The 21,841-nt window shown below is 70.4% G+C and carries 20 protein-coding genes and 1 other RNA gene; 12 read left to right on the forward strand and 9 right to left on the reverse strand.

Annotated elements, in window-relative coordinates:
* Positions 1–37 precede the first annotated feature (37 nt).
* Entirely contained in the window at positions 38–838 is an 801-nt protein-coding gene (locus FHR56_RS15880; RefSeq protein WP_160946531.1) for a cobalamin-binding protein, read from the forward strand.
* 148 nt (positions 839–986) lie between these two features.
* Here FHR56_RS15880 and FHR56_RS15885 read toward each other — a convergent pair whose 3' ends face one another.
* Positions 987–2,372, reverse strand: a complete 1,386-nt coding sequence (locus FHR56_RS15885; RefSeq protein ID WP_160946411.1) for an MFS transporter — start codon at positions 2,370–2,372, stop codon at positions 987–989.
* A gap of 101 nt (positions 2,373–2,473) precedes the next feature.
* Between FHR56_RS15885 and soxR the strand changes: the two genes are divergently transcribed.
* Positions 2,474–2,911, forward strand: coding sequence for a redox-sensitive transcriptional activator SoxR (gene soxR, locus FHR56_RS15890; protein WP_160946410.1), 438 nt, complete (start codon positions 2,474–2,476; stop codon positions 2,909–2,911).
* Between the two features lie 937 nt (positions 2,912–3,848).
* Here the strand turns inward: soxR and FHR56_RS15895 are convergent.
* From FHR56_RS15895 to FHR56_RS15915, 5 genes are all read right to left on the reverse strand, one after another.
* Positions 3,849–4,301 (reverse strand): DUF4426 domain-containing protein, encoded by a 453-nt coding sequence (locus FHR56_RS15895; protein WP_160946409.1) that lies wholly within the window; start codon positions 4,299–4,301, stop codon positions 3,849–3,851.
* 21 nt (positions 4,302–4,322) lie between these two features.
* A non-coding RNA gene (locus FHR56_RS15900) (sX9 sRNA) lies at positions 4,323–4,398 on the reverse strand.
* 61 nt (positions 4,399–4,459) lie between these two features.
* Complete coding sequence (proC, locus tag FHR56_RS15905) at positions 4,460–5,305, reverse strand: pyrroline-5-carboxylate reductase (protein WP_160946408.1); 846 nt, start codon at positions 5,303–5,305, stop codon at positions 4,460–4,462.
* A gap of 131 nt (positions 5,306–5,436) precedes the next feature.
* On the reverse strand, positions 5,437–6,465 hold the full coding sequence (locus FHR56_RS15910; protein WP_160946530.1) for a hypothetical protein: 1,029 nt from the start codon (positions 6,463–6,465) through the stop codon (positions 5,437–5,439).
* A gap of 316 nt (positions 6,466–6,781) precedes the next feature.
* Positions 6,782–7,453 (reverse strand): YggS family pyridoxal phosphate-dependent enzyme, encoded by a 672-nt coding sequence (locus FHR56_RS15915; RefSeq protein ID WP_255421434.1) that lies wholly within the window; start codon positions 7,451–7,453, stop codon positions 6,782–6,784.
* Positions 7,454–7,554: 101 nt separating this feature from the next.
* Between FHR56_RS15915 and FHR56_RS15920 the strand changes: the two genes are divergently transcribed.
* From FHR56_RS15920 to FHR56_RS15945, 6 genes are all read left to right on the forward strand, one after another.
* A complete protein-coding gene (locus tag FHR56_RS15920) occupies positions 7,555–8,592 on the forward strand; it encodes a type IV pilus twitching motility protein PilT (protein ID WP_184502666.1) in 1,038 nt (345 codons plus the stop codon).
* Between the two features lie 118 nt (positions 8,593–8,710).
* Positions 8,711–9,841, forward strand: a complete 1,131-nt coding sequence (locus FHR56_RS15925) for a PilT/PilU family type 4a pilus ATPase (RefSeq protein ID WP_160946405.1) — start codon at positions 8,711–8,713, stop codon at positions 9,839–9,841.
* 156 nt (positions 9,842–9,997) lie between these two features.
* Complete coding sequence (locus FHR56_RS15930; protein ID WP_160946404.1) at positions 9,998–11,278, forward strand: PQQ-binding-like beta-propeller repeat protein; 1,281 nt, start codon at positions 9,998–10,000, stop codon at positions 11,276–11,278.
* Entirely contained in the window at positions 11,275–12,774 is a 1,500-nt protein-coding gene (locus FHR56_RS15935; protein WP_160946403.1) for a diguanylate cyclase, read from the forward strand. The genes FHR56_RS15930 and FHR56_RS15935 overlap by 4 nt, the downstream gene beginning before the upstream one ends.
* A gap of 180 nt (positions 12,775–12,954) precedes the next feature.
* Positions 12,955–13,125 (forward strand): hypothetical protein, encoded by a 171-nt coding sequence (locus FHR56_RS15940; protein WP_237473097.1) that lies wholly within the window; start codon positions 12,955–12,957, stop codon positions 13,123–13,125.
* 151 nt (positions 13,126–13,276) lie between these two features.
* Entirely contained in the window at positions 13,277–13,993 is a 717-nt protein-coding gene (locus FHR56_RS15945; RefSeq protein ID WP_160946402.1) for a YitT family protein, read from the forward strand.
* 124 nt (positions 13,994–14,117) lie between these two features.
* Here FHR56_RS15945 and FHR56_RS15950 read toward each other — a convergent pair whose 3' ends face one another.
* From FHR56_RS15950 to FHR56_RS15960, 3 genes are all read right to left on the reverse strand, one after another.
* Complete coding sequence (locus FHR56_RS15950) at positions 14,118–15,032, reverse strand: DUF72 domain-containing protein (protein WP_160946401.1); 915 nt, start codon at positions 15,030–15,032, stop codon at positions 14,118–14,120.
* A gap of 83 nt (positions 15,033–15,115) precedes the next feature.
* A complete protein-coding gene (locus FHR56_RS15955; RefSeq protein WP_160946400.1) occupies positions 15,116–15,655 on the reverse strand; it encodes a DNA-3-methyladenine glycosylase I in 540 nt (179 codons plus the stop codon).
* A 14-nt stretch (positions 15,656–15,669) separates the two neighbouring features.
* Entirely contained in the window at positions 15,670–17,463 is a 1,794-nt protein-coding gene (locus FHR56_RS15960; RefSeq protein WP_160946399.1) for a DUF4153 domain-containing protein, read from the reverse strand.
* Between the two features lie 105 nt (positions 17,464–17,568).
* Here FHR56_RS15960 and FHR56_RS15965 point away from each other — a divergent pair, with 105 nt between their 5' ends.
* From FHR56_RS15965 to FHR56_RS15980, 4 genes are all read left to right on the forward strand, one after another.
* A complete protein-coding gene (locus tag FHR56_RS15965) occupies positions 17,569–18,135 on the forward strand; it encodes a YqgE/AlgH family protein (protein WP_160946398.1) in 567 nt (188 codons plus the stop codon).
* Between the two features lie 7 nt (positions 18,136–18,142).
* Positions 18,143–18,640 carry a Holliday junction resolvase RuvX gene (gene ruvX / locus FHR56_RS15970; protein ID WP_160946529.1) on the forward strand — a complete coding sequence of 166 codons (498 nt, stop codon included), beginning with the start codon at positions 18,143–18,145 and terminating at the stop codon, positions 18,638–18,640.
* 19 nt (positions 18,641–18,659) lie between these two features.
* Positions 18,660–19,607 (forward strand): aspartate carbamoyltransferase catalytic subunit, encoded by a 948-nt coding sequence (locus FHR56_RS15975; protein WP_160946397.1) that lies wholly within the window; start codon positions 18,660–18,662, stop codon positions 19,605–19,607.
* 192 nt (positions 19,608–19,799) lie between these two features.
* Positions 19,800–21,803 carry a M1 family metallopeptidase gene (locus tag FHR56_RS15980; RefSeq protein ID WP_160946396.1) on the forward strand — a complete coding sequence of 668 codons (2,004 nt, stop codon included), beginning with the start codon at positions 19,800–19,802 and terminating at the stop codon, positions 21,801–21,803.
* Positions 21,804–21,841 lie beyond the last annotated feature (38 nt).

Raw genomic sequence — 21,841 nt, forward strand, 5'->3', positions numbered from 1 at the left:
CCGCGGTCAACGCGTGTCCGCGCGAGGCGCGGTGAGCATGGGCCCGCAGCGCATCGTCTGCCTGACCGAAGAGCCGACCGAAACGCTGTACGCGCTCGGCGAGCAGCAGCGCATCGTCGGCATCAGCGGCTTCACCGTGCGCCCGCCGCAGGCGCGCCGCGACAAGCCCAAGGTCAGCGCCTTCACCAGCGCCAAGATCGACGAGATCCTGAAGTTGCAGCCGGACCTGGCGATCGGCTTCTCCGACATCCAGGCCGACATCGCCGCCGAACTGGTGCGGCATGGCGTGGAGGTATGGATCGCCAACCATCGCAGCGTCGACGGCATCCTCGACTACATACGCCGGCTCGGCGCGCTGGTCGGCGCCGGACCGCGCGCCGCAGCCTATGCCGACGAGTTGCAGCGCGGCCTCGACGCCATCGCCGCGCAGGCCGCCACCTTGCCGCGGCGGCCGCGGGTGTACCTGGAGGAATGGGACGAGCCGATCATCACCGGCATCCGCTGGGTGGCCGAACTGGTGGGCATCGCCGGCGGCGACGACGTGTTCCCGGAACTGTCGGTGCAGCCGCTGGCCAAGGCGCGGATCCTCTCCAATGGCGACGAGGTGGTGCGGCGCGCGCCGGACATCATCCTCGGCTCCTGGTGCGGCAAGCGCTTCCGCCCCGAGCGCGTCGCCGCGCGGCCGGGCTGGGCGGCGATTCCGGCGGTGCGCGACGGGCAACTGTTCGAGATCAAGTCGCCGCTGATCCTGCAACCGGGGCCGGCCGCGCTCACCGACGGCGTGCGCGCCATCGCCGACATCATCCAGGCCTGGGCCAGGGGCGTGGGCGCGCGCTAGGGCGCGCTTGCCTGCCAGACCGCCATCCGAACGGGCGCGACGTGCGTCCATGGCCGCGTCATCGCGGTCGTGAGCCATCGTCGCTTCCGCGATTCTCCTTGTCGCGCACGCCACCACGCCACGGCAGGCGCCGGACGCGACGAATCCGTCAGCCGGGCGCCGGCTGGGTACGGCTGGCGATGGCCAGGCCGAGCAGGGCCATGAGTGCGGCGACGGCGAACGTCGACAGATAGGCCGCGGCCGCCGAGTACGCCAGCAGCGCGGCGAACAGCGAGCCGCCGACCGCCAGCGTGGTCGCCACCGCGATCGCCTCGCTCAACTGCAGCGCCGAACTGTTGCGGCCCTGCCGCGCCGGCGGCGACAGCGTCAGGGTCAGCACCGCCAGGGTCGGATAGATCAGTCCCATGCCCAGGCCGGTGGCGGTCCAGCCGCCGATCGCCAGCGCTGCGGGCACCGCCGGCAGCAGTGCCAGCGTGGTGGCCGCGATGCCCAGCGCCATCAGCGCGGCACCCAGGCGCAGCCGCTGCAGGCGGGTGGCGTCGCGGCCGTAATGGCCCTGATACCAGGAGCCGGCGAACCAGCCCAGCGCGCCAGCGCTCAGCGCCACGCCCGCCCACACCGGCGACAGCCCGCGCTCGCGCGACAGCAGCAGCGGCAGGAACGCCTCGCAGCCGAAGAATGCCGACCCGGCGATGCCGCGCAGCGCGATCACGCTGGGCAGGCCGCGCGCGGCGCGCAGAGTGCCGGTCGGCAGCAGCCGCCAGGTGCACAGCACCAGCAGCGCCAGCGCCGACGGCAACAGCAGCACCGTCCACAGGCCGCGCTGCTGGCCGCCCAGGTACAGCAGGCAGACGCCGGCCGCCGCGCCCAGCGACCACAGCCGCGACGCGCCGCTGGCGCCGTCCGCGCTCGCGGCGGGCGGCAGGCGCCGCAATGCCGGCCACAGCAGCGCCGCCGCCGGCAACACCAGCAGCGGCACCGCCAGGAACACCCAGCGCCAGCCGACGTGCTCGACGATCAACCCGCTGATGCTGGGGCCGATCAGCGACGGCACCACCCAGCCGGCGGAGAAGGCGGCGAACATGCGTGGGCGGATCGTCTGCGGATACAGCCGCGCGACCAACACGTACAGCACCACCGAGATCGCGCCGGCGCCCAGGCCCTGCACCAATCGACCGGCCAGCAGCAGCGTCATCGACGGAGCGAAGCCGGCCAGCAGCAGGCCGCACACGAAGCAGGCCAGCCCGGCCCACAGCGGCGCCGCCGGCCCATGCAGGTCGCTCCAGCGCCCGGCCACGGTCATGCCGATCACGCTGGTGGCCAGGGTGCCGCCGAAGGCCAGCGCGTACAGCCGCAGGCCGTCCAGTTCGCGGGCCACGGTCGGCATCGCCGCGGCCACCGCCAGCGCCTCGAAGGCGATCAGCGACACCAGCGCGACCATGCCGATGGTGGTGGCGCGATAGGTCGGCGCCAGCACGGAGCCGGCAGCGACAGGGGCGGGTGGGGCAGCGTCGGCGGTGGCGTGGTCTTGCATCGGGATACCTGGGAAAGCGGATGGACGGCTGCCGGCAGCGACTTGCATCGGCGCCTGCAGGCCATGCAGCATGCAACCTCAACCGGACTCGAGGTCAAGCGATGCAGGAGGAACTGAGCGTGGGGCAGGTCGCCGCGCGCAGCGGCGTGGCGGTGTCGGCGCTGCATTTCTACGAGAGCAAGGGCCTGATCCGCAGCATGCGCACCGCCGGCAACCAGCGCCGCTACACCCGCGATGTGTTGCGCCGGCTGGCGGTGATCCGCGTGGCGCAACGCGTCGGCGTGCCGCTGGACAGCGTCAAGGCCGCCTTCGCGCAGTTGCCCGACGCGCGCACGCCGACCCGTGCGGAGTGGGCGCGGATGTCGGCGGCCTGGCGCGAGGAACTGGACGCGCGCATCCTGCAACTGACCCGCCTGCGCCACCAGCTCACCGACTGCATCGGCTGCGGCTGCCTGTCGCTGCGCCGTTGCCGGCTGAGCAACCCGGCCGATACTCTCGCCGCGCACGGCGACGGCCCGCAGCGCTGGGCGGAGGACTGAGCGGCGCGTCTGCGCGCGGCAACCGCGCGTGATGTCGGTGCGGTCGCCAGGTCTGGCATGCGTAGGAGCGGCTTCAGCCGCGACCTGGCTTTCCCAGTAACGCCCGGTCGCGGCTGATCCAAAACCGGGGACAGGAGCCGCTCCTACGAGACGCGACGGCGACGCGATGTGGGTCGAGGTGGTGTGGGAGGGACTTCAGTCCCGACGCGGTACAGGTGGATGTCGCGGCACTGCTGCTTGTGCGCTCAAAGAATGCACAGGGTGGTCGCCTTGAGCGCGGCGCGAGTGCCGAGCTTGTCGAGAGTGCTGGATATGTGGCGTTTCACCGCGCCCTTCAGCAGCGACGAGCGAATAGGAAAGGCGCCTGATGCTGCATGCAGTCGGGACTGAAGTCCCTCCCATAAGATATGCCTGTGCTCACCGCGCTCGTGCGCATGGCCGGTCTGTTGAGCTGTCCGTAGGAGCGGCTTCAGCCGCGACTGGGCGTTACCGGGAAAGCCCGTCGCGGCTGAAGCCGCTCCTACGAGACGCGACGGCGACGCGATGTGGGTCGAGGTGGTGTGGGAGGGACTTCAGTCCCGACGCGATGCCGGTGGATGTCGCGGCGCTGCTGCTTGTGCGCTCAAAGAATGCGCAGGGTGATCGCCTTGAGCGCGGTGCGAGTGCCGAGCTTGTCGAAGATGTTGGAGACGTAGTACTTCGCCGCGCCCGTCAATCGCCACGAGTAAAGAGGAAGGCGCCTGACGCTGCATGCAGTCGGGACTGAAGTCCCTCCCACAACGGACGCCTGTGCTCACCGCGCCTGGCGTGCATAGCTCGGCCTACCGCACTGTTCGTAGGAGCGGCTTCAGCCGCGACCGGGCGTTACCGGTAACGCCCGGTCGCGGCTGAAGCCGCTCCTGCAGGTGGGGACGGCGCGCGTACCAGGCTGCGCACGCTAGAAATTGCGGGTAAAGCGCACCGTGCCGCTGCCGTCGGCAGTGCGCACCTGCACCACGAAGCGCAATTGGTCGTGGGCACTGCTGCGCACGGTGCCGACGTAGTCGGTGTAGGCGTCGGTGCGGACCGCGCGCAGCGCCACCGGCTGGCGTTGGCCGCTGAGGTCGGTCGCCACCGCCTCCACCGTGCCCACGGCCGGCGCTTCCTCGCCGCCGTGCAGGGCGCGCAGCGCGATCATCACCAGCGCGGTGTCGGCCTCGCGGGCGATGCCGTAGCGGCGTGCCACGTCCTCGCTCATCGCCAGCGTGGGCAAGGCGTTGTAGTGCACGCGCAGCGCGCCGAAGTCGGCCTGCGCCGGGGTGGCGGCGAGCAGCGTCGCCGGACGTGGGGTGTCCTGGTCCGAACAGGCGGCCAGGGCCAGGCACAGCAGCGCAGCGGGCAGGACACGCATCGGCGTTCTCCGGCTCAGAGTGGCGAGCACAACGTTGCGCGCGGTAGCCAGCGGGTGCGGGACGGCGCGCCGGAAGCGCAGTGTACAAGCGGTTCATGGGCATGCCGAGCACCGTCCGCGCCCGCCTGGCGGTTGCGCAGCGGTGGTGTCGGCGGCGCTTAGTCGTCGTTGGCGGCGGACAGGGACCGCCCGCGTGCCGCCGCCGCCGCGATCGCGGCCGCGGTCAACGCCTCGAAGCCGCCGTGCTGGAAGGTCTCGATCGCGGCCTGGGTGGTGCCGTTGGGCGAGGTCACCCGGCGGCGCAGTTCGCTCGGCGCCTCGCCGGACTCGGTGAGCATACGCGCCGCGCCGAGCACGGTCTGCAGGGTCAGGGTGCGCGCGGTGTCGGCGGGCAGGCCCTGGGCGATGCCGGCCGCTTCCATCGCCTCGGCGAGCAGGAACACGTAGGCGGGCCCGCTGCCGGACACCGCGGTGACCGCATCGATCAGCGCCTCGTCCTCGACCCACACGGTGACCCCGGCAGCGGCCAGCACGCGCTCGGCATGGGCGCGCTGTCCGGCATCGACACCGGCGCTGGCGAACAGGCCGGTGACGCCGGCGCCGAGCAGGGCAGGGGTGTTGGGCATCGCGCGGACCAGAGCGTGGCCGCCGCCGAGCCAGCGGTCCAGTTGTGCGGTGGTGATGCCGGCGGCGATGGACACCAGCAGCGGCCGCTGCGCCTGCGCCAACGCGGCCAGGTCGGTGCAGACCCCGCGCAGCACCTGCGGCTTGACCGCGAACATCCACAGCGCTGCGCCATCGGCGGCCTCGGCCGCGCTGGCGACCGCCTGCACCGCGTACTCGGCGGCCAGCGCCTCGCGCAGTGCCGCCACCGGCTCGGCCACGCGGATGCGGCGCGGATCGGCGCCCTGCCGGACCAGGCCGGCGATCAGGCTGCGCGCCATGTTGCCGCCGCCGATGAAGGCGATGTCGGCGGCGTGGGAATCGGAGGAAGCGGAAGCCATGGCGCAACACCGTCGCGAAGAGGGAGCGTCATGGTAGCGGCTGCGCCGCGCCGCAGTGCTGCGGTGCGGCGCAACCGGATCGTGCCGCGCGAGAACGCGCCGGCCGCTGTGTGCGGGCCGGCGCGACGGCCTCAGTTGGACTCGGTGAAGGTGATCGACGGGGTGCTGCCGCCGGCCACCGAGCAGCTGCCCAGGTTGAGGTTGTTGGTCTCGCCGGTGCTGCCGGCATTGGCCGCGCAGGTCGGGGCGGCGGTGGAGCCGTTGGTGGCGGCCACCTTCACCGTGATCGACGAGCCGGAGTTGAAGTTGGCGCTGGAACCGCCGGCGTTGCCGACCACGTTGAACTCGGCGTCCTTCCACACCGTGGCCAGCTTGACCACGCTGTCCTTGGCGCTGACGCTGTAGGCGGTGCCGTTGTTGGTGAAGGTGATTGTGTCGTTGCCGTTGGCGGTGGCCGAACCTGTCAGCTTGAGGTTGGCCAGTTGCGTGGCCGGCACGTCCGGCGCGCTGACCGCGTTGCTGTTGCGGTAGCAGTCCGAGCCGCCGCCGCTCATCCAGCCGCTCGGGCAGCTGCTGCCGTAGCCGATCAGCCAGTACTGCATGAACACCGCGGCCTGGCCCTGGGTCTCGTAGTCGGTGGCGTAGACGAACTGCTGCCACACGGTGCAGCCGGAGCGGCCGCCGCAGACGCTGGTGGTGGCGTCGTAGTTGGAGTTGATCTGCAGCGAGTACTCGTTGGGGCCGAGGATGCCGCCGCCGCCGAAGGAGGCCACGCCGACGCCTTTCTCCGAGGTCACCCCGGTGACCTGCGGGAAGCTGCCCACGACCTTGCTGATCAGGCTGCTGGAACGCAGCGCGTAGTCGTACCCATTACCGGTGGTCTCGGTGGCGCCGAACAGGATCTTGTGCGGGATCGGATGCACACGGCGGGTCAGGGTCTTGCAGACGTCCGTTTGCCACTGCGTATCGGGGAAGCTGGCATGGAAGCAGCCTTCCGCCGGGGTCGGCTGATGCGCCATGGTCTCGCGCCAGGCGGTGCGCGCCTGGACTTCCGCGGGCGACATCATCGCTTCTTCGTTGGTCCAGGCCGGCGTCGCCGTCGGCGCGGCCATGGCCGCGGGGACGTGCAGCAGACCGACGAAGCAGGAGGCGAACAGCAATCGGGTGGATGCTTGCATCTGTGACCTCATTGGAGCCGAGCGCATTCGGCGATGGACCTGCGGATGAGCCGCGGTCGCCGCCATGGAAGCCGAAGCGCGCGCATCTGAAACGTGACTGAATTAACGGTTCGCAACCGTGTCGCACGGTTCAGAAATCGCTGTCGGGGCGAACCTTTCATTCATCCCGAAACGCTATGGTTTTCAATAGGATCGGCTACGACAGAATTCCGATGTTGGTGAACCGATTTTGAAACGTTCGTAGACAAATCATCACCCTGTCACGAGTCCTGCGGTCATGCGGCGCGACAGCAGCGGATCAGCCCGCAACACGCGGGCCGCGCGCGCCGAACAGGGCCGTGCCGACCCGCACCATGGTGGCGCCGGCGGCGATGGCGTCGGCGAAGTCGCCGCTCATGCCCATCGACAAGGTGTCCACCTGCGGATGCGCGGCGCGCAGTCGTGCGAACAGGGCGTGCATGCGCGCGAACGCGTCGATGCGGCGTGCGGCCTCGGGCCAGGGCGCGGGAATGGCCATCAGCCCGCGCAGGGCCAGCGCCGGCTGCGCGACGATGGCCGCGGCCAGGGCGTCCACGGCGTCGGGCTGGCAGCCATGCTTGCTGGCCTCGTCGTCGATGTTGACCTGGATCAGCACGTTCAGCGGCGCGCGCGCGGAAGCGCGGCCCTTGGCCAGGGCGGCGACCAGCTTCGGCCGGTCCACGGTCTGCACCCAGTCGAACAGCGTCGCCGCCAGTTCGGCCTTGTTCGACTGCAGGTGGCCGATCAGATGCCATTCCAGTCCGGCCTCGGCCAGCGCGGCGATCTTGGCCGCCGCTTCCTGCACGTAGTTCTCGCCGAAGGCGTGCTGCCCCTGTGCGGCCAGCGCCGCCACGGCCTCGGCCGGCTGGGTCTTGGACACCGCCAGCAACTGCGCGTGCGGCCGCCCTGCGGCGTCGGCGGCGCGGTCCATGTCCAGGCGGATCTGTTGCAGCGGCGAGAGGGGCACAGGCGGCGTTCCGGCAAAGGGAAGGGCGCTATACTGCCGGCCGGGGAATCATCCTTCCAGTCGCAGCCCAAGGGGAAAAGCAGCGTATGGATATCGCTGAACTATTGGCGTTCTCGGTCAAGAACAAGGCGTCCGACCTGCATCTGTCCGCGGGCCTGCCGCCGATGATCCGGGTCGATGGCGACGTCCGCCGCATCAACATCCCGGCGCTGGACCACAAGCAGGTGCACGCGCTTGTCTACGACATCATGTCCGACAAGCAGCGCCGCGACTACGAGGAATTCCTCGAAGTCGACTTCTCCTTCGAGATTCCCAGCCTGGCGCGCTTCCGCGTCAACGCGTTCAACCAGAATCGCGGCGCCGGCGCGGTGTTCCGCACCATTCCCTCGGAAGTGCTGACCCTGGAAGACCTGGGCTGTCCGCCGATCTTCCGCCAGCTGATCGACCAGCCGCAGGGCCTGATCCTGGTCACCGGGCCGACCGGTTCGGGCAAGTCGACCACGCTGGCCGGCATGATCGACTACATCAACAAGAACGAGTACGGCCACATCCTCACCGTCGAGGATCCGATCGAATTCGTGCACACCTCGCAGAAGTGCCTGATCAACCAGCGCGAGGTGCACCGCGACACCCACGGCTTCAACGAGGCGCTGCGCTCGGCGCTGCGCGAAGACCCGGACATCATCCTGGTCGGCGAGTTGCGCGACCTGGAGACGATCCGCCTGGCGCTGACCGCGGCCGAGACCGGCCACCTGGTGTTCGGCACCCTGCACACCAGCTCGGCGGCCAAGACCATCGACCGCATCATCGACGTGTTCCCCGCCGGCGAGAAGCCGATGGTGCGCTCGATGCTGTTCGAATCGCTGCGTGCGGTGATCTCGCAGGCGCTGCTGAAGAAGGTCGGCGGCGGCCGCACCGCGGCCTGGGAGATCATGGTCGGCACCCCCGCCATCCGCAACCTGATCCGCGAGGACAAGGTGGCGCAGATGTACTCGGCGATCCAGACCGGCCAGCAGAGCGGCATGCAGACCCTGGACCAGCACCTGCAGGATCTGGTCAAGCGCAGCCTGATCACCCGCAACCAGGCCCGCGAGTACGCCAAGGACAAGCGGTTGTTCGAGTAGCGGGGATTGGGGATTCGGGATTGGGGATTCGCACAAGCGAGTCTCTCCGATCCTAGGATGCCCGCCGTTACCAATCCCCACTCCCGACTCCCCACTCCCGGCTCCGAAGGAGCACGCCATGAGCACCATCGACTTCACCTCCTTCCTGAAACTGATGGCGCACCAGAAGGCGTCGGACCTGTTCATCACCTCGGGCATGCCGCCGGCGATCAAGGTCCACGGCAAGATCACCCCGATCACGCAGACGCCGCTGACCCCGCAGCAGAGCCGCGACCTGGTGCTGAACGTGATGACGCCGGCGCAGCGCGAGGAGTTCGAGAAGACCCACGAGTGCAACTTCGCCATCGGCGTGTCCGGGGTCGGGCGCTTCCGCGTCAGCTGCTTCTACCAGCGCAACCAGGTCGGCATGGTGCTGCGCCGGATCGAGACGCGCATTCCCAGCGTGGACGAGCTGAACCTGCCGCCGGTGATCAAGACCCTGGCGATGACCAAGCGCGGCATCATCATCTTCGTCGGCGCCACCGGCACCGGCAAGTCGACTTCGCTGGCGGCGATGATCGGCTACCGCAACCAGAATTCCACCGGGCACATCATCACCATCGAGGACCCGATCGAGTTCGTGCACAAGCACGAGGGCTGCATCATCACCCAGCGCGAGGTCGGCATCGACACCGACAGCTGGGAGAACGCGCTGAAGAACACCCTGCGTCAGGCGCCGGACGTGATCATGATCGGCGAGGTGCGCACCCGCGAGGGCATGGATCACGCCATCTCCTTCGCCGAGACCGGCCACCTGGTGCTGTGCACCCTGCACGCCAACAACGCCAACCAGGCGATGGACCGCGTCATCAACTTCTTCCCCGAAGACCGCCGCAGCCAGTTGCTGATGGACCTGTCGCTGAACCTGCGCGGGGTGGTCGCGCAGCAGCTGATCCCGACCCCGGACGGCAAGGGCCGCCGCGTGGCCATGGAGATCATGCTCGGCACGCCGTTGGTGCAGGACTACATCCGCGAGGGCGAGATCCACAAGCTCAAGGACGTGATGAAGGAGTCCACCAACCTGGGCATGAAGACCTTCGACCAGAGCCTGTTCGAGCTGTACCAGGCCGGCGAGATCAGCTACGAGGATGCGCTGCGCCACGCCGATTCGCAGAACGAGGTGCGCCTGCGCATCAAGCTGGCCCAGGGCGGCGACGCACGCACCCTGGCGCAGGGCCTGGACGGGGTCGAGATCGCCGAGGTGCGCTGAGTCCGTCTTGCAAGCGCAAGGCCGGGCGCTCGATGCGATGGCGGGCAACCCACGTCGCAGTGGCGATCTACAGGTGGTGCACGGGTGTCGTGTTGTCAGTCAGGCGTTCGCCGGAAGTCCAGCGCGGACGCTTCAGCCGAAGGGAGAGAAGCCGCGATGAACGACGCGCCTGAAGTGCTCTGGTCGATCCAGCCGCACGCCGGCTACTACATCAATTCGGTGGCGGTATCCGACGATGGCAACGTCATCGTCGCCGGCACCTTTTTCCACCAGTACGGCGGCCTGTCGCAGATGCCCGGGCTGGAGGCGGTGCCGGTCGAGCAACGCAAGATCTTCGAACGCATCGCGCCCGCGGCGACGCGCAGCGACGTGTGCGACGACCAGCAGGGGTGCTTCGGCACCTATGCCTGGGACCGGGCCGGCAACCGCCTGCTGACGAAGGAATTCGAAGGCTGGCAGGGCGTGTACTGGGTCGACGTGGCGGCGAACGGCGGCACCGTGGCGAGTTGCGGCTGGAAGAGCCAGACGCCGTATGCGGGCTTCGTCAGCGCCTGGGCGATCCCCGGCGGCGACGAACTGCTGTCCTTTGCGCTCCCGGTCCGCGGCAACATGGTGTCGCTGGCCGCCTGCGGACGGACCTTGCTGGCCGGCGCCGACCAAGGCTATCTGTTCCACCGCGATGGCGACGCGGCCTTCTCCGCCACGCCTGCGTGCATCGCGCTGACCGCGGGTGGGACCGGTGACAGCGCCGACAGCGTCGTCGCCACCGGCATCGCCGCCGACGGCACGACCGGGCTGGTGGCCAGCGCGCAGGGCGAGATCATCCTGTTCTCGATCGCATCGGGACAACCGGTGACGCCGACGCGCTGGCAGTTGCCCAAGCAGGCGCGCGTGCATGCCGCGGCGCTGTCCGGCGATGGGCGCCGGGCCTACGTCGGTGCCAGCGACGGCACGCTGTACGCCTTCGACGTGGTGGCGTTTCAGCAAACACCCGCGCCGGTCTGGACCACATCGGTGCCCGAGGGCGCCACGACCATCTACGGGGTGGCCTGCGATCGCGCCGGCGACAAGGTCGCGATCGCCGGCAACCTCACGGGCGGTGGCATCGTCGCCGTGTACGCCGACGCCGGCACCGCCGCGACGCTGCGGTGGACCGGGCACAGCGCGCACTCGCCCAACGACCTGGCGTTCGACCCGGGTGGCCAGTGGCTGGGGTTGGCCGATGGCCATCCCGACGGCACGCCCGGCACGTTCACCGTCTGGAGTGCGGTCGACGGTGCGCTGCAGTGGTCCTATGGCACGGCCAACATGAGCTGGCCGATCCGTTTGAACAGCGATGCCACGGTGGTGGTGGGCGGCAGCGACGACAGCACGGTCACTGCCTTCGTCGGCCCCGGTTCGGCCATCGGCCGCGGCGGCTCGGAGGCGGATGGATGACAGGCTGGGACGCCGAGGCGCCGTTCCCTGGGCGTGTCGCGGCGCCGCGCCGTCCCGGCGCGCTGCTGGTGCTGTCGGCGGTGCTGGTGGTGGCGTGGCTGGCGGTCTTCGAGTTGGCGCGGGTCCTGGACTATCAACTGCACGCCAGCCTGTGGTTCCCGCCGGTGGCGGTGACGCTGGCCACGTTCATGGTGCTGGGCTGGCGCGGCGCGCCGGCGATCGCCATCGCCTGCGTGCTGGCCACGCTGCTCAGCTTCTATCGCACCAGCGGCCACGCCGGCGTTCCCGGTCGGGCGGTGCTGGGGTATGCGCTGCTGTTCACCGCGCAACAGTTCGGCATCTGGGGCGGGCTGGCCTGGCTGCTGCGCCGGGTCGGCCAGGGCGTGTCCTCGAGCAGCCTGCCGCGTGTGGTCACCTGCTTCATCCTCGGGGGCGGCGTGGCGGCGCTGCTGTCGGCCGTGCTGGGCGGCGCGGGACTGGCGGTCACCGGCGCCCTCGACCTGCCGAGCATGCTGGCGCAGCTGATCCCGTGGGCCATCGGCGACTACGCCGGCCTGCTGGCGCTCGGCCCGCTGGCGATCGTGGCGGTGCTGCGTCTGGCCGAGCGGCTGCAGATCACGCCGCAGCCGGGGATTCCGCGCCTGTCGGGAATGATCGCGCCGGCCGGCAGCGTCTCGGCCTATCTGATCAAGCTCGCGCTGCTGCTTGGCGTCACCCTGGCGGTGATGTCGTTGGCGGCGGCGTTGCCGAAACAGCCGGCGGTGGTGTTCGCGCTGTTCGTGGTGGTGGTGATCCAGTTGTGGATCGTGCATACCCACGGGATGCTGCAGGCGCTGGTGGCGATCGCCGCCTTCAGCCTGTTGATCGCCCTGGCCACGCCATTGCTGCGGCTCCAGGCGCAGGCGCTGGCGCTGCAGTTCGCCATGATCAGCCTGGCGGCCAACAGCTACTTCGGCCTGGCCGTGCCCGGGCTCTACGCCGACAACACCCGGTTGCGCCGTGCGCTGGTGCGCGATCCGGTGACCGCAGCGCTGTCGCGGACCGGATTCCTGGAGCAGGTGCTCAACGACCTGCACGTGGCCGCACAGGATCCGCGTCCGCTGGCGCTGATCGTCGCCGACATGGACAACCTCAAGGCGATCAACGACCAGTTCGGGCATGCCGCCGGCGACGCGGCCTTGCGCGCCTTCGTCAAGCGCTGCCGGCACTGCCTGCGCCCGGGCCAGTTGCTGGGGCGTCGAGGGGGCGACGAATTCGCGCTGTACCTGCCGCTGACCACGCCGGAGCGGGCGCGCGCCCTGATCGACACGTTGCGCGCCTCGCTTGCCACGCCCGGCGAGGACGACGGCTTCGCGACCGGGCTGTCGGCCAGCTTCGGCCTGGCCCTGTGCCACCGGCGGGATCTGGACGGGGAGGCGCTGGAGGGATTGCTCGAAACCGCCGATGCGGCGATGTATGCGGACAAGCGGCGGCACCGTGCCGTGGCAGTTCGCTGATGATTCCCTTCTCCCCTCCGGAGAAGGTGTCCCGAAGGGGCGGATGAGGGTAAGGGCGCAGCCTTGTGGTCTTGTTTCAGCCAGGCGCTTCGCGCCGGACTCTCACCCCAACCCCTCTCCCGAGGGGAGAGGGCTTTGCGCTCCCTTCTCCGCTCGGGAGAAGGTGCCCCGAAGGGGCGGATGAGGGGTCGGTCAGCCAGGAATGCCACACATGCCGCCGCGGAACGCTTCACCGCCTGGACCTGGACATGGCTGGCGATCGCCGGGCCGGTGGCGCTGCTGGTGATGATCTCGATGGTGAGGGCGGTGACCGTCGGCCTGACTATCGACGTCGATCTGCCGCAGCGATAGGTCTCCGAAGCCAGGCGCAATCGGGGAGGCCGCAGATCGGCATGCGGCTGCCGACGCGTCGCGGGGACGATCCGCTGGAGACTTCAAAGTTTCATGTGCAACCACTCCCTGCCTGGTGTCTAATACCGCCCCCCACGCCGTGCCCCCTCCCGTGAGCCTTCCCGATTCCGATCTGCGTCCGGACCTAGACCCGTTGCCCGACGACGGCACCGTCGTCACCGCCGGACCGCTGACCCCGCCGCCGGATTCGGCCGGTACCGTGCAGGATGCGCGCGCGCTACGCCACAGCGTGGCCGAGGACGTGCAGGGCATGCTGCTGGCGACCCTGGTGGCCTCGCTGGGGCTGGCGGTGTTCGCCCATGGCGGCTTGATGATCGGCGGCATGGCCGGCGTGGCGTTCCTGCTGCACTACGCGCTGGGCTGGAACTTCGGGTTGATGTTCGTGCTGGTCAACCTGCCGTTCTACTGGCTGGCGGTGCGGCGCATGGGCTGGGAATTCACCCTGAAGACCTTCGTCGCGGTCGCCGCCTGCGGCCTGCTGACCGACCTGCTGCCGCGCTGGGCGCAGTGGGCGACGATGACGCCGCTGTTCTCGGCGCTGGTCGGCGGCGCGCTGGTCGGGCTCGGCATCCTGTTCTTCATCCGCCACCGCGCCAGCCTGGGCGGCGTCGGCATCCTCGCGGTCTACCTGCAGCGCAGCCGCGGCTGGAGCGCGGGCAAGGTGCAGATGGGCTTCGACGCGGCGCTGATGGCGGTGGCGTTCTGGTTGCTGGCGCCGCAACAGGTGCTGTACTCGGCGATCGGCGCGGTGGTGCTGAGCCTGGTGCTGATGTTCAACCACCGCGCCGGGCGCTACATGGGCGTGTGAGATCCGCTGCCGGTCGCCTTTGCGCGCTCGGGAACGCCTGTCACGGCCGAAGCCATTCGTGCGGGATAAGGGCGTCGGCGTATCCGACAGCACTGCCGCAAACTCCCGTGACGCGAAACGTCCCTCAGCCGTCGCCGTCGCTGTCGTCATCGCCGCGCGCCGGGCACGGCGTCGGCATGCCCAGCCGTTGCGCCAGGCGCCGCGCGTCGAACGGCGCATGCACCTTCATGTCGTTGTCGAAATAGCAGTACACGTCGCGCCGTGCCCGCGCCGGCGCGCGCGGGCCGACCCGCTGCGCGTCGGCCGGCTCGCTGCCCCGGTGCCAGGCGTCGATGCGCCTGGCCCAGGCGTCGAGCGCCTTGTCGTCGTAGCCACTGGCGTACAGCTGCGCATCGCCGTGCAGGCGCAGGTACAAAAAGTCGGCGGTCACGTCTTCCAGGTACGGCCACTTGCCGGCGGTGTCGGCCTGTACCAGGGCCACGCGGTGCTTGCGCAGCAAGGCCACCGCCTCCGGCGTGGCGAAGCTCGGGTGGCGCACTTCCAGCGCATGGCGCAGGCGCCGGTTGCGGTCGATCTGCAGCAGGCTGCGATCGCGCATGCGCGCGCTGTCGCGCTTGCGCGCCAACGCCAGGGCGGCCTCGCTGGTGCGCGGCAGCAGCGAGAGAAAGGCGTCCAGCAGGTCGTGATCGAAGGCCAGCGACGGCGGCAACTGCCACAGCAGCGGCCCCAGCTTCGGTCCCAGCGCGAGCAGCCCGGAGGCGAAGAAGTTGGCCAGCGGCTGCTCGCAGTCGCGCAGCCGCTTCAGGTGGGTGACGAAGCGCGGCCCCTTGACCGCGAACACGAAGCCGCGTGGCGTGGCGTCATGCCAGGCGGCGTAGCTCTTCGGGGTCTGCAGCGAATAGAACGAGCCGTTGAGTTCCACCGTGCGGAAGCAATGCGCGGCGTACTCCAGCTCCCGCCGCTGGGTCAGGTCGGACGGGTAGAAGACGCCGCGCCAGCGGGGGTAGCGCCAGCCGGAAATGCCGATGCGCAAAGCCATGCGCCGACCATGCCGGCGGCCTCGTGCAGCGCCCGTGCAGGCGGCGGCAAGGCGGTGTCGTGCCGGGCCTCGCGCAGCGGGCTTCAGCCAGCGCGCATCCATGGCGGATCCAACTGCGCGATGCGCACGAACGCCGGGCAGTCCTCGCGGTGCGCGCCGGGCAGGTAGCCCAGGCTCATCAGGAACTCGCCGGTGATCTCGCCGCCGGTGAAGCGGAAGGTGCGCTTGAACAGCTTGATCCACTCGGCCTTGCTGCGCGGGTGCTGCGCGTCCAGCCAGGCGGCGAAGCTGCCGTGGCTGGCGCGCAGGCGCTGGATCACCTGCGCGTTGTGGATCGCCGCCTGCACCTTGAGCCGGTTGCGGATGATGCCGGCATCGCCGAGCAGGCGCAGCACGTCGGCCTCGCCGAAGGCCGCCACCGTGTCCACGTCGAACCCGGCGTAGGCGGCGCGGAACCCGGCACGTTTCTTCAGCATCAGCTCCCAGCTCAGCCCGGCCTGGTTGATCTCCAGCACCAGCCGCTCGAACAGGTCGGCGTCGGCGCGTTGCGGAACGCCGTACTCGTGGTCGTGATAGTGGCCGTGCACCGGGTGCCCGGGGGCGATATCGCAATAGCTGCTCATGCGGCGGGTGTCCGTCAGTCGGTCTGGTCGTTGGGGTCGGCGGCGTACACCTCGGTCCGCCGGGTTCCCGGCAGCTGCAGGTCGGGCCAGCGCCGCGGCAGCAACTGCAGCTTGCCGTCGCGCAGCGCCTGGTACAGCGCCTCGGCGTTGTCGCCGCGACGCGGGAAGAAGTGCGTGCGCGCCACGTCGCGCCAGCCGCTGCCCACATCGGCGTGGATGCGGCATTCGACGCCGTAGCCGACGCTGGCATTGCACAGCAGTACGTCATCGTGGCCATCGCCGTCCAGGTCGCGGCGCAGGACCACGCACTGCGCGCCCTCGCGCCGGCAGTTGGCGTCCTCGATGCGTCCGGCCAGCAGCGCCTGCCACCAGGCGGCGTCGGGATCGGCGCTGGCGGCGGCCAGCGCGATGCGCTGGCGCACCTGCAGCGGATCGGTGCTGCGCGGCGCATCGTTGGTGTCGCCACCCCAGCGCTGCTGCCGCTGCAGCATGCGTTGCAGGCGTTCGCGCTGCACCGGGTCGTCGGCGAAGGCGGGCACCTCGCGCAGGGCCTGTACCGCACGGTAGCCGCGGCGGCCGCTGTCGAAGCGCAGGTAAGCCAGGTCCAGTTGCGCCGCGCTGGTGCGGCCGTCGGCCAGGCGCTGCACCTGGTCGCCGACGACGATGCGGTAGGGGTCCAGCAGCGGCGAGCTGACCGCCAGCGCCAGGCCGATCACCACCCACGACAGCGCCCGGTTCACCGGCGCCAGCGGCTGCAGCCAGCGCGCGCCCGGCCGCAGCACCGCCCAGGCATAGCCGCATGCGTAGCCGCAGGCGACCACCGCGACCAGCACGCCGGCAAAGCGTTCGGCGCTCCAGCCGTACTGATCGATGCGCAGCCACAGCGCGTACAGTGCCAGCCCGGCGTACAGCGGCAGGCTCAGCAGCCCGGCGTCGATCACCCGTTGCAGCCAGGCCGGGTAGGGTGCCTCCGCCGTGCCGTCCTGGTACACCGCGTTGACGAAGACCACCAGCGTGACCACCACCGCGATCAGGATGCTGGCCGCCGCGCGGGTCTCCCACAGCGGCTGCAGGCCGGTGAACGGCAGGCTCAGGGCGAACAGCACCGCCACGAACGCCAGCAGCGGCAGCAGCCCGGTGCAGATCGCGAACAGGATCTGCCGCATCACCTGCACCGCGCGCTGCTGGGTGCGGCCGATCAGCAGGCCCAGGCCGAACATGGTGCCGGTGGCCAGGTAGACGAAGGCGGTCTGCCGGAACAGGTCGCGGAACAGGGTCAGCTTGACCAGCGCGAACAGCGCGCCCCACAGCCACAGCACCAGCCAGCAGATGCCGACGAACAGCAGCGCCAGCGCCAGGGTCAGCGCGTTCTGCCAGGCATGCTCGAACAGGTCGCGGTACGGCGCCTGCCAGCGCCCGTGCTGCAGCCGGCATTGCAGCCACGGCAGCAGCACGAACATCGCCAGCGCCACGGTCGCGCCGAACGGGCCCAGCACCTCGCTGGCGCGCAGGCCGGGGGCGCCGGTGGCGTTCCAGACGGCCCAGGCGGACAGGGCGGCCACCAGCACCGCCACCGCGATGGTGTGCTGCCACAGGCGCAGCGCGCCCAGGTGCCGCACCGACAGCAGGGTCATGGTCGGCACGGTCAGCACCAGGGTGTACCAGCACACCCGTCCGCCCAGCGAGCCGAACGGCCACAGGCCGCTCTCGGCGCCGCGCTGCGCCAGGTACAGCAGTGCGCCCTGCAGCAGGGCCACCAGCACGATGAAGGCGCGGGTCTGGCGTGGCAGGTCGGGGGGCGTGTCCATGCGTGCGTGCTCCTGGGCGGCCGGTCGGGGCCGCGATCGGGCGGATTATGGCAGCCCGCCGCAGCACGGGCAGCGCGCACCCGGGAGGGACGATAGAATGGGGCCATGTCCGCTTTGCCCACGCCTCTGGCCAACCAACTGCTGATCGCGCTGCCGGCGCTGTCCGATCCCAACTTCGCCCGCAGCGTGGCGCTGATCTGCCAGCACGACGAGAACGGCGCGATGGGCGTGGTGGTCAACCGCGCCTCCGAATACACCCTGGGCGAAGTGCTGGAGCAGATGGGCATCGAGACCATCGATGCCGCGCTGCGCGAGCAGGTGGTGCTCAGCGGCGGGCCAGTGCATCCGGAGCGCGGCTTCGTCATCCACGACGGCACGCACGGCTGGGATTCCAGCCTGGCGTTCGGCGACGGCCTGTTCCTGACCACCTCGCGCGACGTGCTCGAGGCGATGGCGCGTGGCGAGGGGCCGCGCAACGCGGTGGTCGCGCTGGGCTGCGCCGGCTGGGGCGCCGGCCAACTGGAATACGAACTGGGCGAGAACAGCTGGCTGACCGCCCCCGCCGATGCCGAGTTGCTGTTCGAACTGCCGCTGGAGCGACGCTGGCAGACCGCCGCCGGGCGCATCGGCGTGGACCTGTTCCGCCTGACCGACTACAGCGGGCATGCCTGAGTCCGGCCTGCCTGAGGCTGGCGCGCCCGCGCCTGCCAGCGCCGCGCCTGCGACGATCCGCCGCGACGGCACCGTGCTCGGCTTCGATGTCGGCCACCGCCGCATCGGCGTGGCCGTGGGCAGCCCGTTCGGCACCGGCGCGCGCGCGCTGGCGGTGATCGACGTGCACGCGCAGGGGCCGGACTGGCCGGCGCTGGACCGCCTGCACGCCGAATGGCGGCCGCACGGCCTGGTGGTCGGCGATCCGCTTACCCTCGACGGTGCCGACCAGCCCAACCGCAAGCGCGCGCATGCCTTCGCCCGCGAGCTCGGCGCGCGCTACCGCCTGCCGGTGGTGCTGGTCGACGAACGCTCCAGCTCGGTCGAGGCTGCGCAACGCTTCGCGGTGGACCGTGCCGCCGGCCGCAAACGCCGCCGCGATGCCGCCGCGCTGGACGCGGTGGCCGCCGCGGTGATCGTCGAGCGCTGGCTGGCCGCGCCCGACGACGCCATTCCCCTTTCCTGATCCCCAGCCCGGACCCGCCATGACTGATCCGCAACTCGATTCGAACGGGCGCCTGCGCCACCTGCTGACTCTGGAAGGATTGCCGCGCGCGACCCTGCTGCAATTGCTGGACCGCGCCGGGCAGATCCGCGACGCGGCGGTGGGCCGGGTCGGCAAGCGCAGCGTGCTGGCCGGCACCGCGGTGTGCACGCTGTTCTTCGAACCGTCCACGCGCACCCGCAGCTCGTTCCACCTGGCCGCGCAGCGGCTCGGCGCCGACGTACTGAACTTCGATGCCTCCACCTCGTCCACGCGCAAGGGCGAGACCGCGCGCGACACGCTGAAGAACCTGGAAGCGATGGGCGTGCGCGGCTTCATCGTGCGCCATCCGGAGGACGGCGCGGTGGAGCGCCTGGCCGAAGCCGCGGGCGAGGGCACCGCGCTGATCAACGCCGGCGACGGCCGCAGCGCGCATCCCACCCAGGGCCTGCTCGACATGCTGACCCTGCGCCACGCCAAGGGCGGCGATTTCTCCAAGCTCAAGCTGGTCATCGTCGGCGACGTCAAGCACTCGCGGGTGGCGCGCTCGGACCTGCACGCGCTGCGTACCCTCGGCGCCGGCGAAGTGCGGGTGTGCGGTCCGCGCGCGCTGCTGCCCGACGACGGCACACTGGACGGCTGCGTGGTCGGCGACGACTTCGACGCCATGCTCGACGGCGTGGACGCGGTGATGATGCTGCGCCTGCAGCGCGAGCGCATGGAAGAAGGCCTGGTGACCTCGCTGGAGGATTACCACGGCCAGTACGGCCTCACCGCCGAGCGCCTGCGCCGGGCGTCCAAGGACGCGGTGGTGCTGCATCCGGGGCCGATCAACCGCGGCGTGGAGATCACCGACGAGGTCGCCGACGGCGCGCAGTCGTGCATCCTGCGTCAGGTCGCCAACGGCGTGGCGGTGCGCATGGCGGTGCTGGAGACCTTGCTGGGCTGATCCTGGCAAGTGTCTCCCTGCTGTCGTAGGGGCGGCTTCAGCCGCGACAGGCATTCCCGGTAAAGCCCGTCGCGGCTGAAGCCGCTCCTCCCCCGTCTTGCCAGATATCCGCTGCCGCAGATGGCGATCGGCACATCCGCGCCCTCCCGATTCGGCCTACCATCGGCGGCGATCCTCCCCACGGACGCCACCATGATCCCTGTTCTGCGCCGCGCTGCGTTCGCCGCGGCCTGCCTCCCGCTTGCCGCCGCCGCCCAGGCCGGCACCGCCACCGCCACCAACGCCGCGGACCGCCCGGGCGCCTACGATCCGCAGGCGCTGTTCGCACCGCTGCAACTGCCGCAGCCGGCCAACGCCTACCGCAGCGGCGGCGGCGTACCCGGCCCGCAGTACTGGCAGAACCGCGCCGACTACGACCTGCACGCCACCCTGGAGCCGGCCACGCACACGCTGCGCGGCCAGGAGACCATCACCTACAGCAACCGCAGCCCGGACACGCTGGACGTGCTGTGGCTGCAACTGGACCAGAACCTGTACCGCACCGACGCGCGCGCCCGCACCATGCGTGCGGCGCGTGCCGACCGGCCTGCGCCGCAGAGCACGGAGGGCTACCGCATCGCCAGGGTGGAACTGGAGCAGGGCGGCAAGCGCGTGCCGGCGACCTTCCTGATCGACGACACGCGCATGCGCGTGGACCTGCCGCAGCCGCTGGCCAGCGGCAAGGCGCTCAAGCTGCACATCGACTACGCCTATACCGTGCCCGGCACCTGGGGCGGGCGCACCGCGGTCACGCCCACCGCCGACGGCGACATATACGAGATCGCGCAGTGGTATCCGCGCATGGCGGTGTACGACGACCTGCGCGGCTGGGACACCCAGCCCTACCTGGGGGCGGAGTTCTACCTGGAGTACGGCGATTTCGACTATGCGGTGACGGTGCCGTGGAACTACCTGGTCGCCGGTTCCGGCGAACTGGTGAATCCGGCGCAGGTGCTCACCGCCACCCAGCGCCAGCGCCTGGCGCAGGCGGCTGCCAGCGACAAGACGGTGACCATCCGCGGCGCCGATGAAGTGGGCAAGCCGGACAGCCGGCCCAGCGCCAGCGGCACCCAGACCTGGCGCTTCCACATGGACCACACCCGCGATGTGGCTTTCGCCGCCTCGCCGGCCTTCGTCTGGGATGCGGCGCGGATCAACTTGCCCGAGGGCAAGCATGCGCTGGCGATGTCGGTGTATCCGCGCAGCGCGGTCGGCACCGACAAGTGGGGCCGCTCCACCGAGTTCGTGAAAGCGTCGATCGAGCACTTCTCGCAGTGGTATCCGTACCCGTGGCCGGCGGCGGTGAACCTGGGCGGCCACGGCGCCGGCATGGAGTATCCGGGCATCGTCTTCGACGACATGGAGGACGGCGGCAAGCAACTGTTCTGGATTACCGCGCACGAACTGGGCCACGGCTGGTTCCCGATGATCGTCGGCTCCAACGAGCGCCGCCATGCCTTCATGGACGAGGGCTTCAACACCTTCATCGACGTCTACGCCTCCGATGCGATCAACCACGGCGAATTCGCGCCCAAGCGCGACGGCGAGTACGCGCCCGGCGGCGGCAACCCGGTGGACGAGATCCTGCCGCTGCTGGCCGACGCGCAGGCGCCGACCCTGCTCGATCGCGCCGATGCCACCAGCGAGACCTACCGGCATCCGCTGACCTACTTCAAGGGCGCGCTGGGCCTGGTGCTGCTGCGCGAACAGATCCTCGGCCCGGCGCGCTTCGATCCGGCGTTCCGCAAGTACATCGCCACCTGGGCCTACAAGCATCCGACACCGTCGGATTTCTTCCGGCTGATGGAGAGCGAGGCCGGCGAGGACCTGAGCTGGTGGTGGCGCGGCTGGTACGTCAACAACTGGCAGCTGGACATGGGCGTGCGCGCGGCGGCCTACGTCGACCATGACCCGGCCAAGGGCCTGTTGGTGACCCTGCGCAGCCGCCAGAAGCTGGTGATGCCGGCGACCTTGCGCATCGACTTCGCCGACGGCAGCCACCTGGACCAGCGCGTGCCGGTGGAGACCTGGATGCAGCAGACCCAGCCGCAGATCCGCGTGCCGAGCACGCAGAAGGTGCTGCACGTGACCCTGGATCCGGACCACCTGCTGCCCGATGCCGACCGCAGCGACAACCGCCTCGATACGGTGAGCTGATCGCGCCGCGGCCATCCGCGCCGTCGTCGGTGTCGGAT

The sequence above is a fragment of the Xanthomonas sp. F10 genome, assembly GCF_014206815.1.
Lineage (GTDB): Bacteria > Pseudomonadota > Gammaproteobacteria > Xanthomonadales > Xanthomonadaceae > Xanthomonas_A > Xanthomonas_A indica.

Coding starts and splice junctions, on each gene's coding strand:
- FHR56_RS15880 (WP_160946531.1), top strand. CDS start 38: ATGGGCCCGCAGCGCATCGTCTGCCTGACCGAAGAGCCGACCGAAACG.
- FHR56_RS15885 (WP_160946411.1), bottom strand. CDS start 2,372: ATGCAAGACCACGCCACCGCCGACGCTGCCCCACCCGCCCCTGTCGCT.
- soxR (WP_160946410.1), top strand. CDS start 2,474: ATGCAGGAGGAACTGAGCGTGGGGCAGGTCGCCGCGCGCAGCGGCGTG.
- FHR56_RS15895 (WP_160946409.1), bottom strand. CDS start 4,301: ATGCGTGTCCTGCCCGCTGCGCTGCTGTGCCTGGCCCTGGCCGCCTGT.
- proC (WP_160946408.1), bottom strand. CDS start 5,305: ATGGCTTCCGCTTCCTCCGATTCCCACGCCGCCGACATCGCCTTCATC.
- FHR56_RS15920 (WP_184502666.1), top strand. CDS start 7,555: ATGGATATCGCTGAACTATTGGCGTTCTCGGTCAAGAACAAGGCGTCC.
- FHR56_RS15925 (WP_160946405.1), top strand. CDS start 8,711: ATGAGCACCATCGACTTCACCTCCTTCCTGAAACTGATGGCGCACCAG.
- FHR56_RS15930 (WP_160946404.1), top strand. CDS start 9,998: ATGAACGACGCGCCTGAAGTGCTCTGGTCGATCCAGCCGCACGCCGGC.
- FHR56_RS15935 (WP_160946403.1), top strand. CDS start 11,275: ATGACAGGCTGGGACGCCGAGGCGCCGTTCCCTGGGCGTGTCGCGGCG.
- FHR56_RS15940 (WP_237473097.1), top strand. CDS start 12,955: ATGAGGGGTCGGTCAGCCAGGAATGCCACACATGCCGCCGCGGAACGC.
- FHR56_RS15950 (WP_160946401.1), bottom strand. CDS start 15,032: ATGGCTTTGCGCATCGGCATTTCCGGCTGGCGCTACCCCCGCTGGCGC.
- FHR56_RS15955 (WP_160946400.1), bottom strand. CDS start 15,655: ATGAGCAGCTATTGCGATATCGCCCCCGGGCACCCGGTGCACGGCCAC.
- FHR56_RS15960 (WP_160946399.1), bottom strand. CDS start 17,463: ATGGACACGCCCCCCGACCTGCCACGCCAGACCCGCGCCTTCATCGTG.
- FHR56_RS15965 (WP_160946398.1), top strand. CDS start 17,569: ATGTCCGCTTTGCCCACGCCTCTGGCCAACCAACTGCTGATCGCGCTG.
- FHR56_RS15975 (WP_160946397.1), top strand. CDS start 18,660: ATGACTGATCCGCAACTCGATTCGAACGGGCGCCTGCGCCACCTGCTG.
- FHR56_RS15980 (WP_160946396.1), top strand. CDS start 19,800: ATGATCCCTGTTCTGCGCCGCGCTGCGTTCGCCGCGGCCTGCCTCCCG.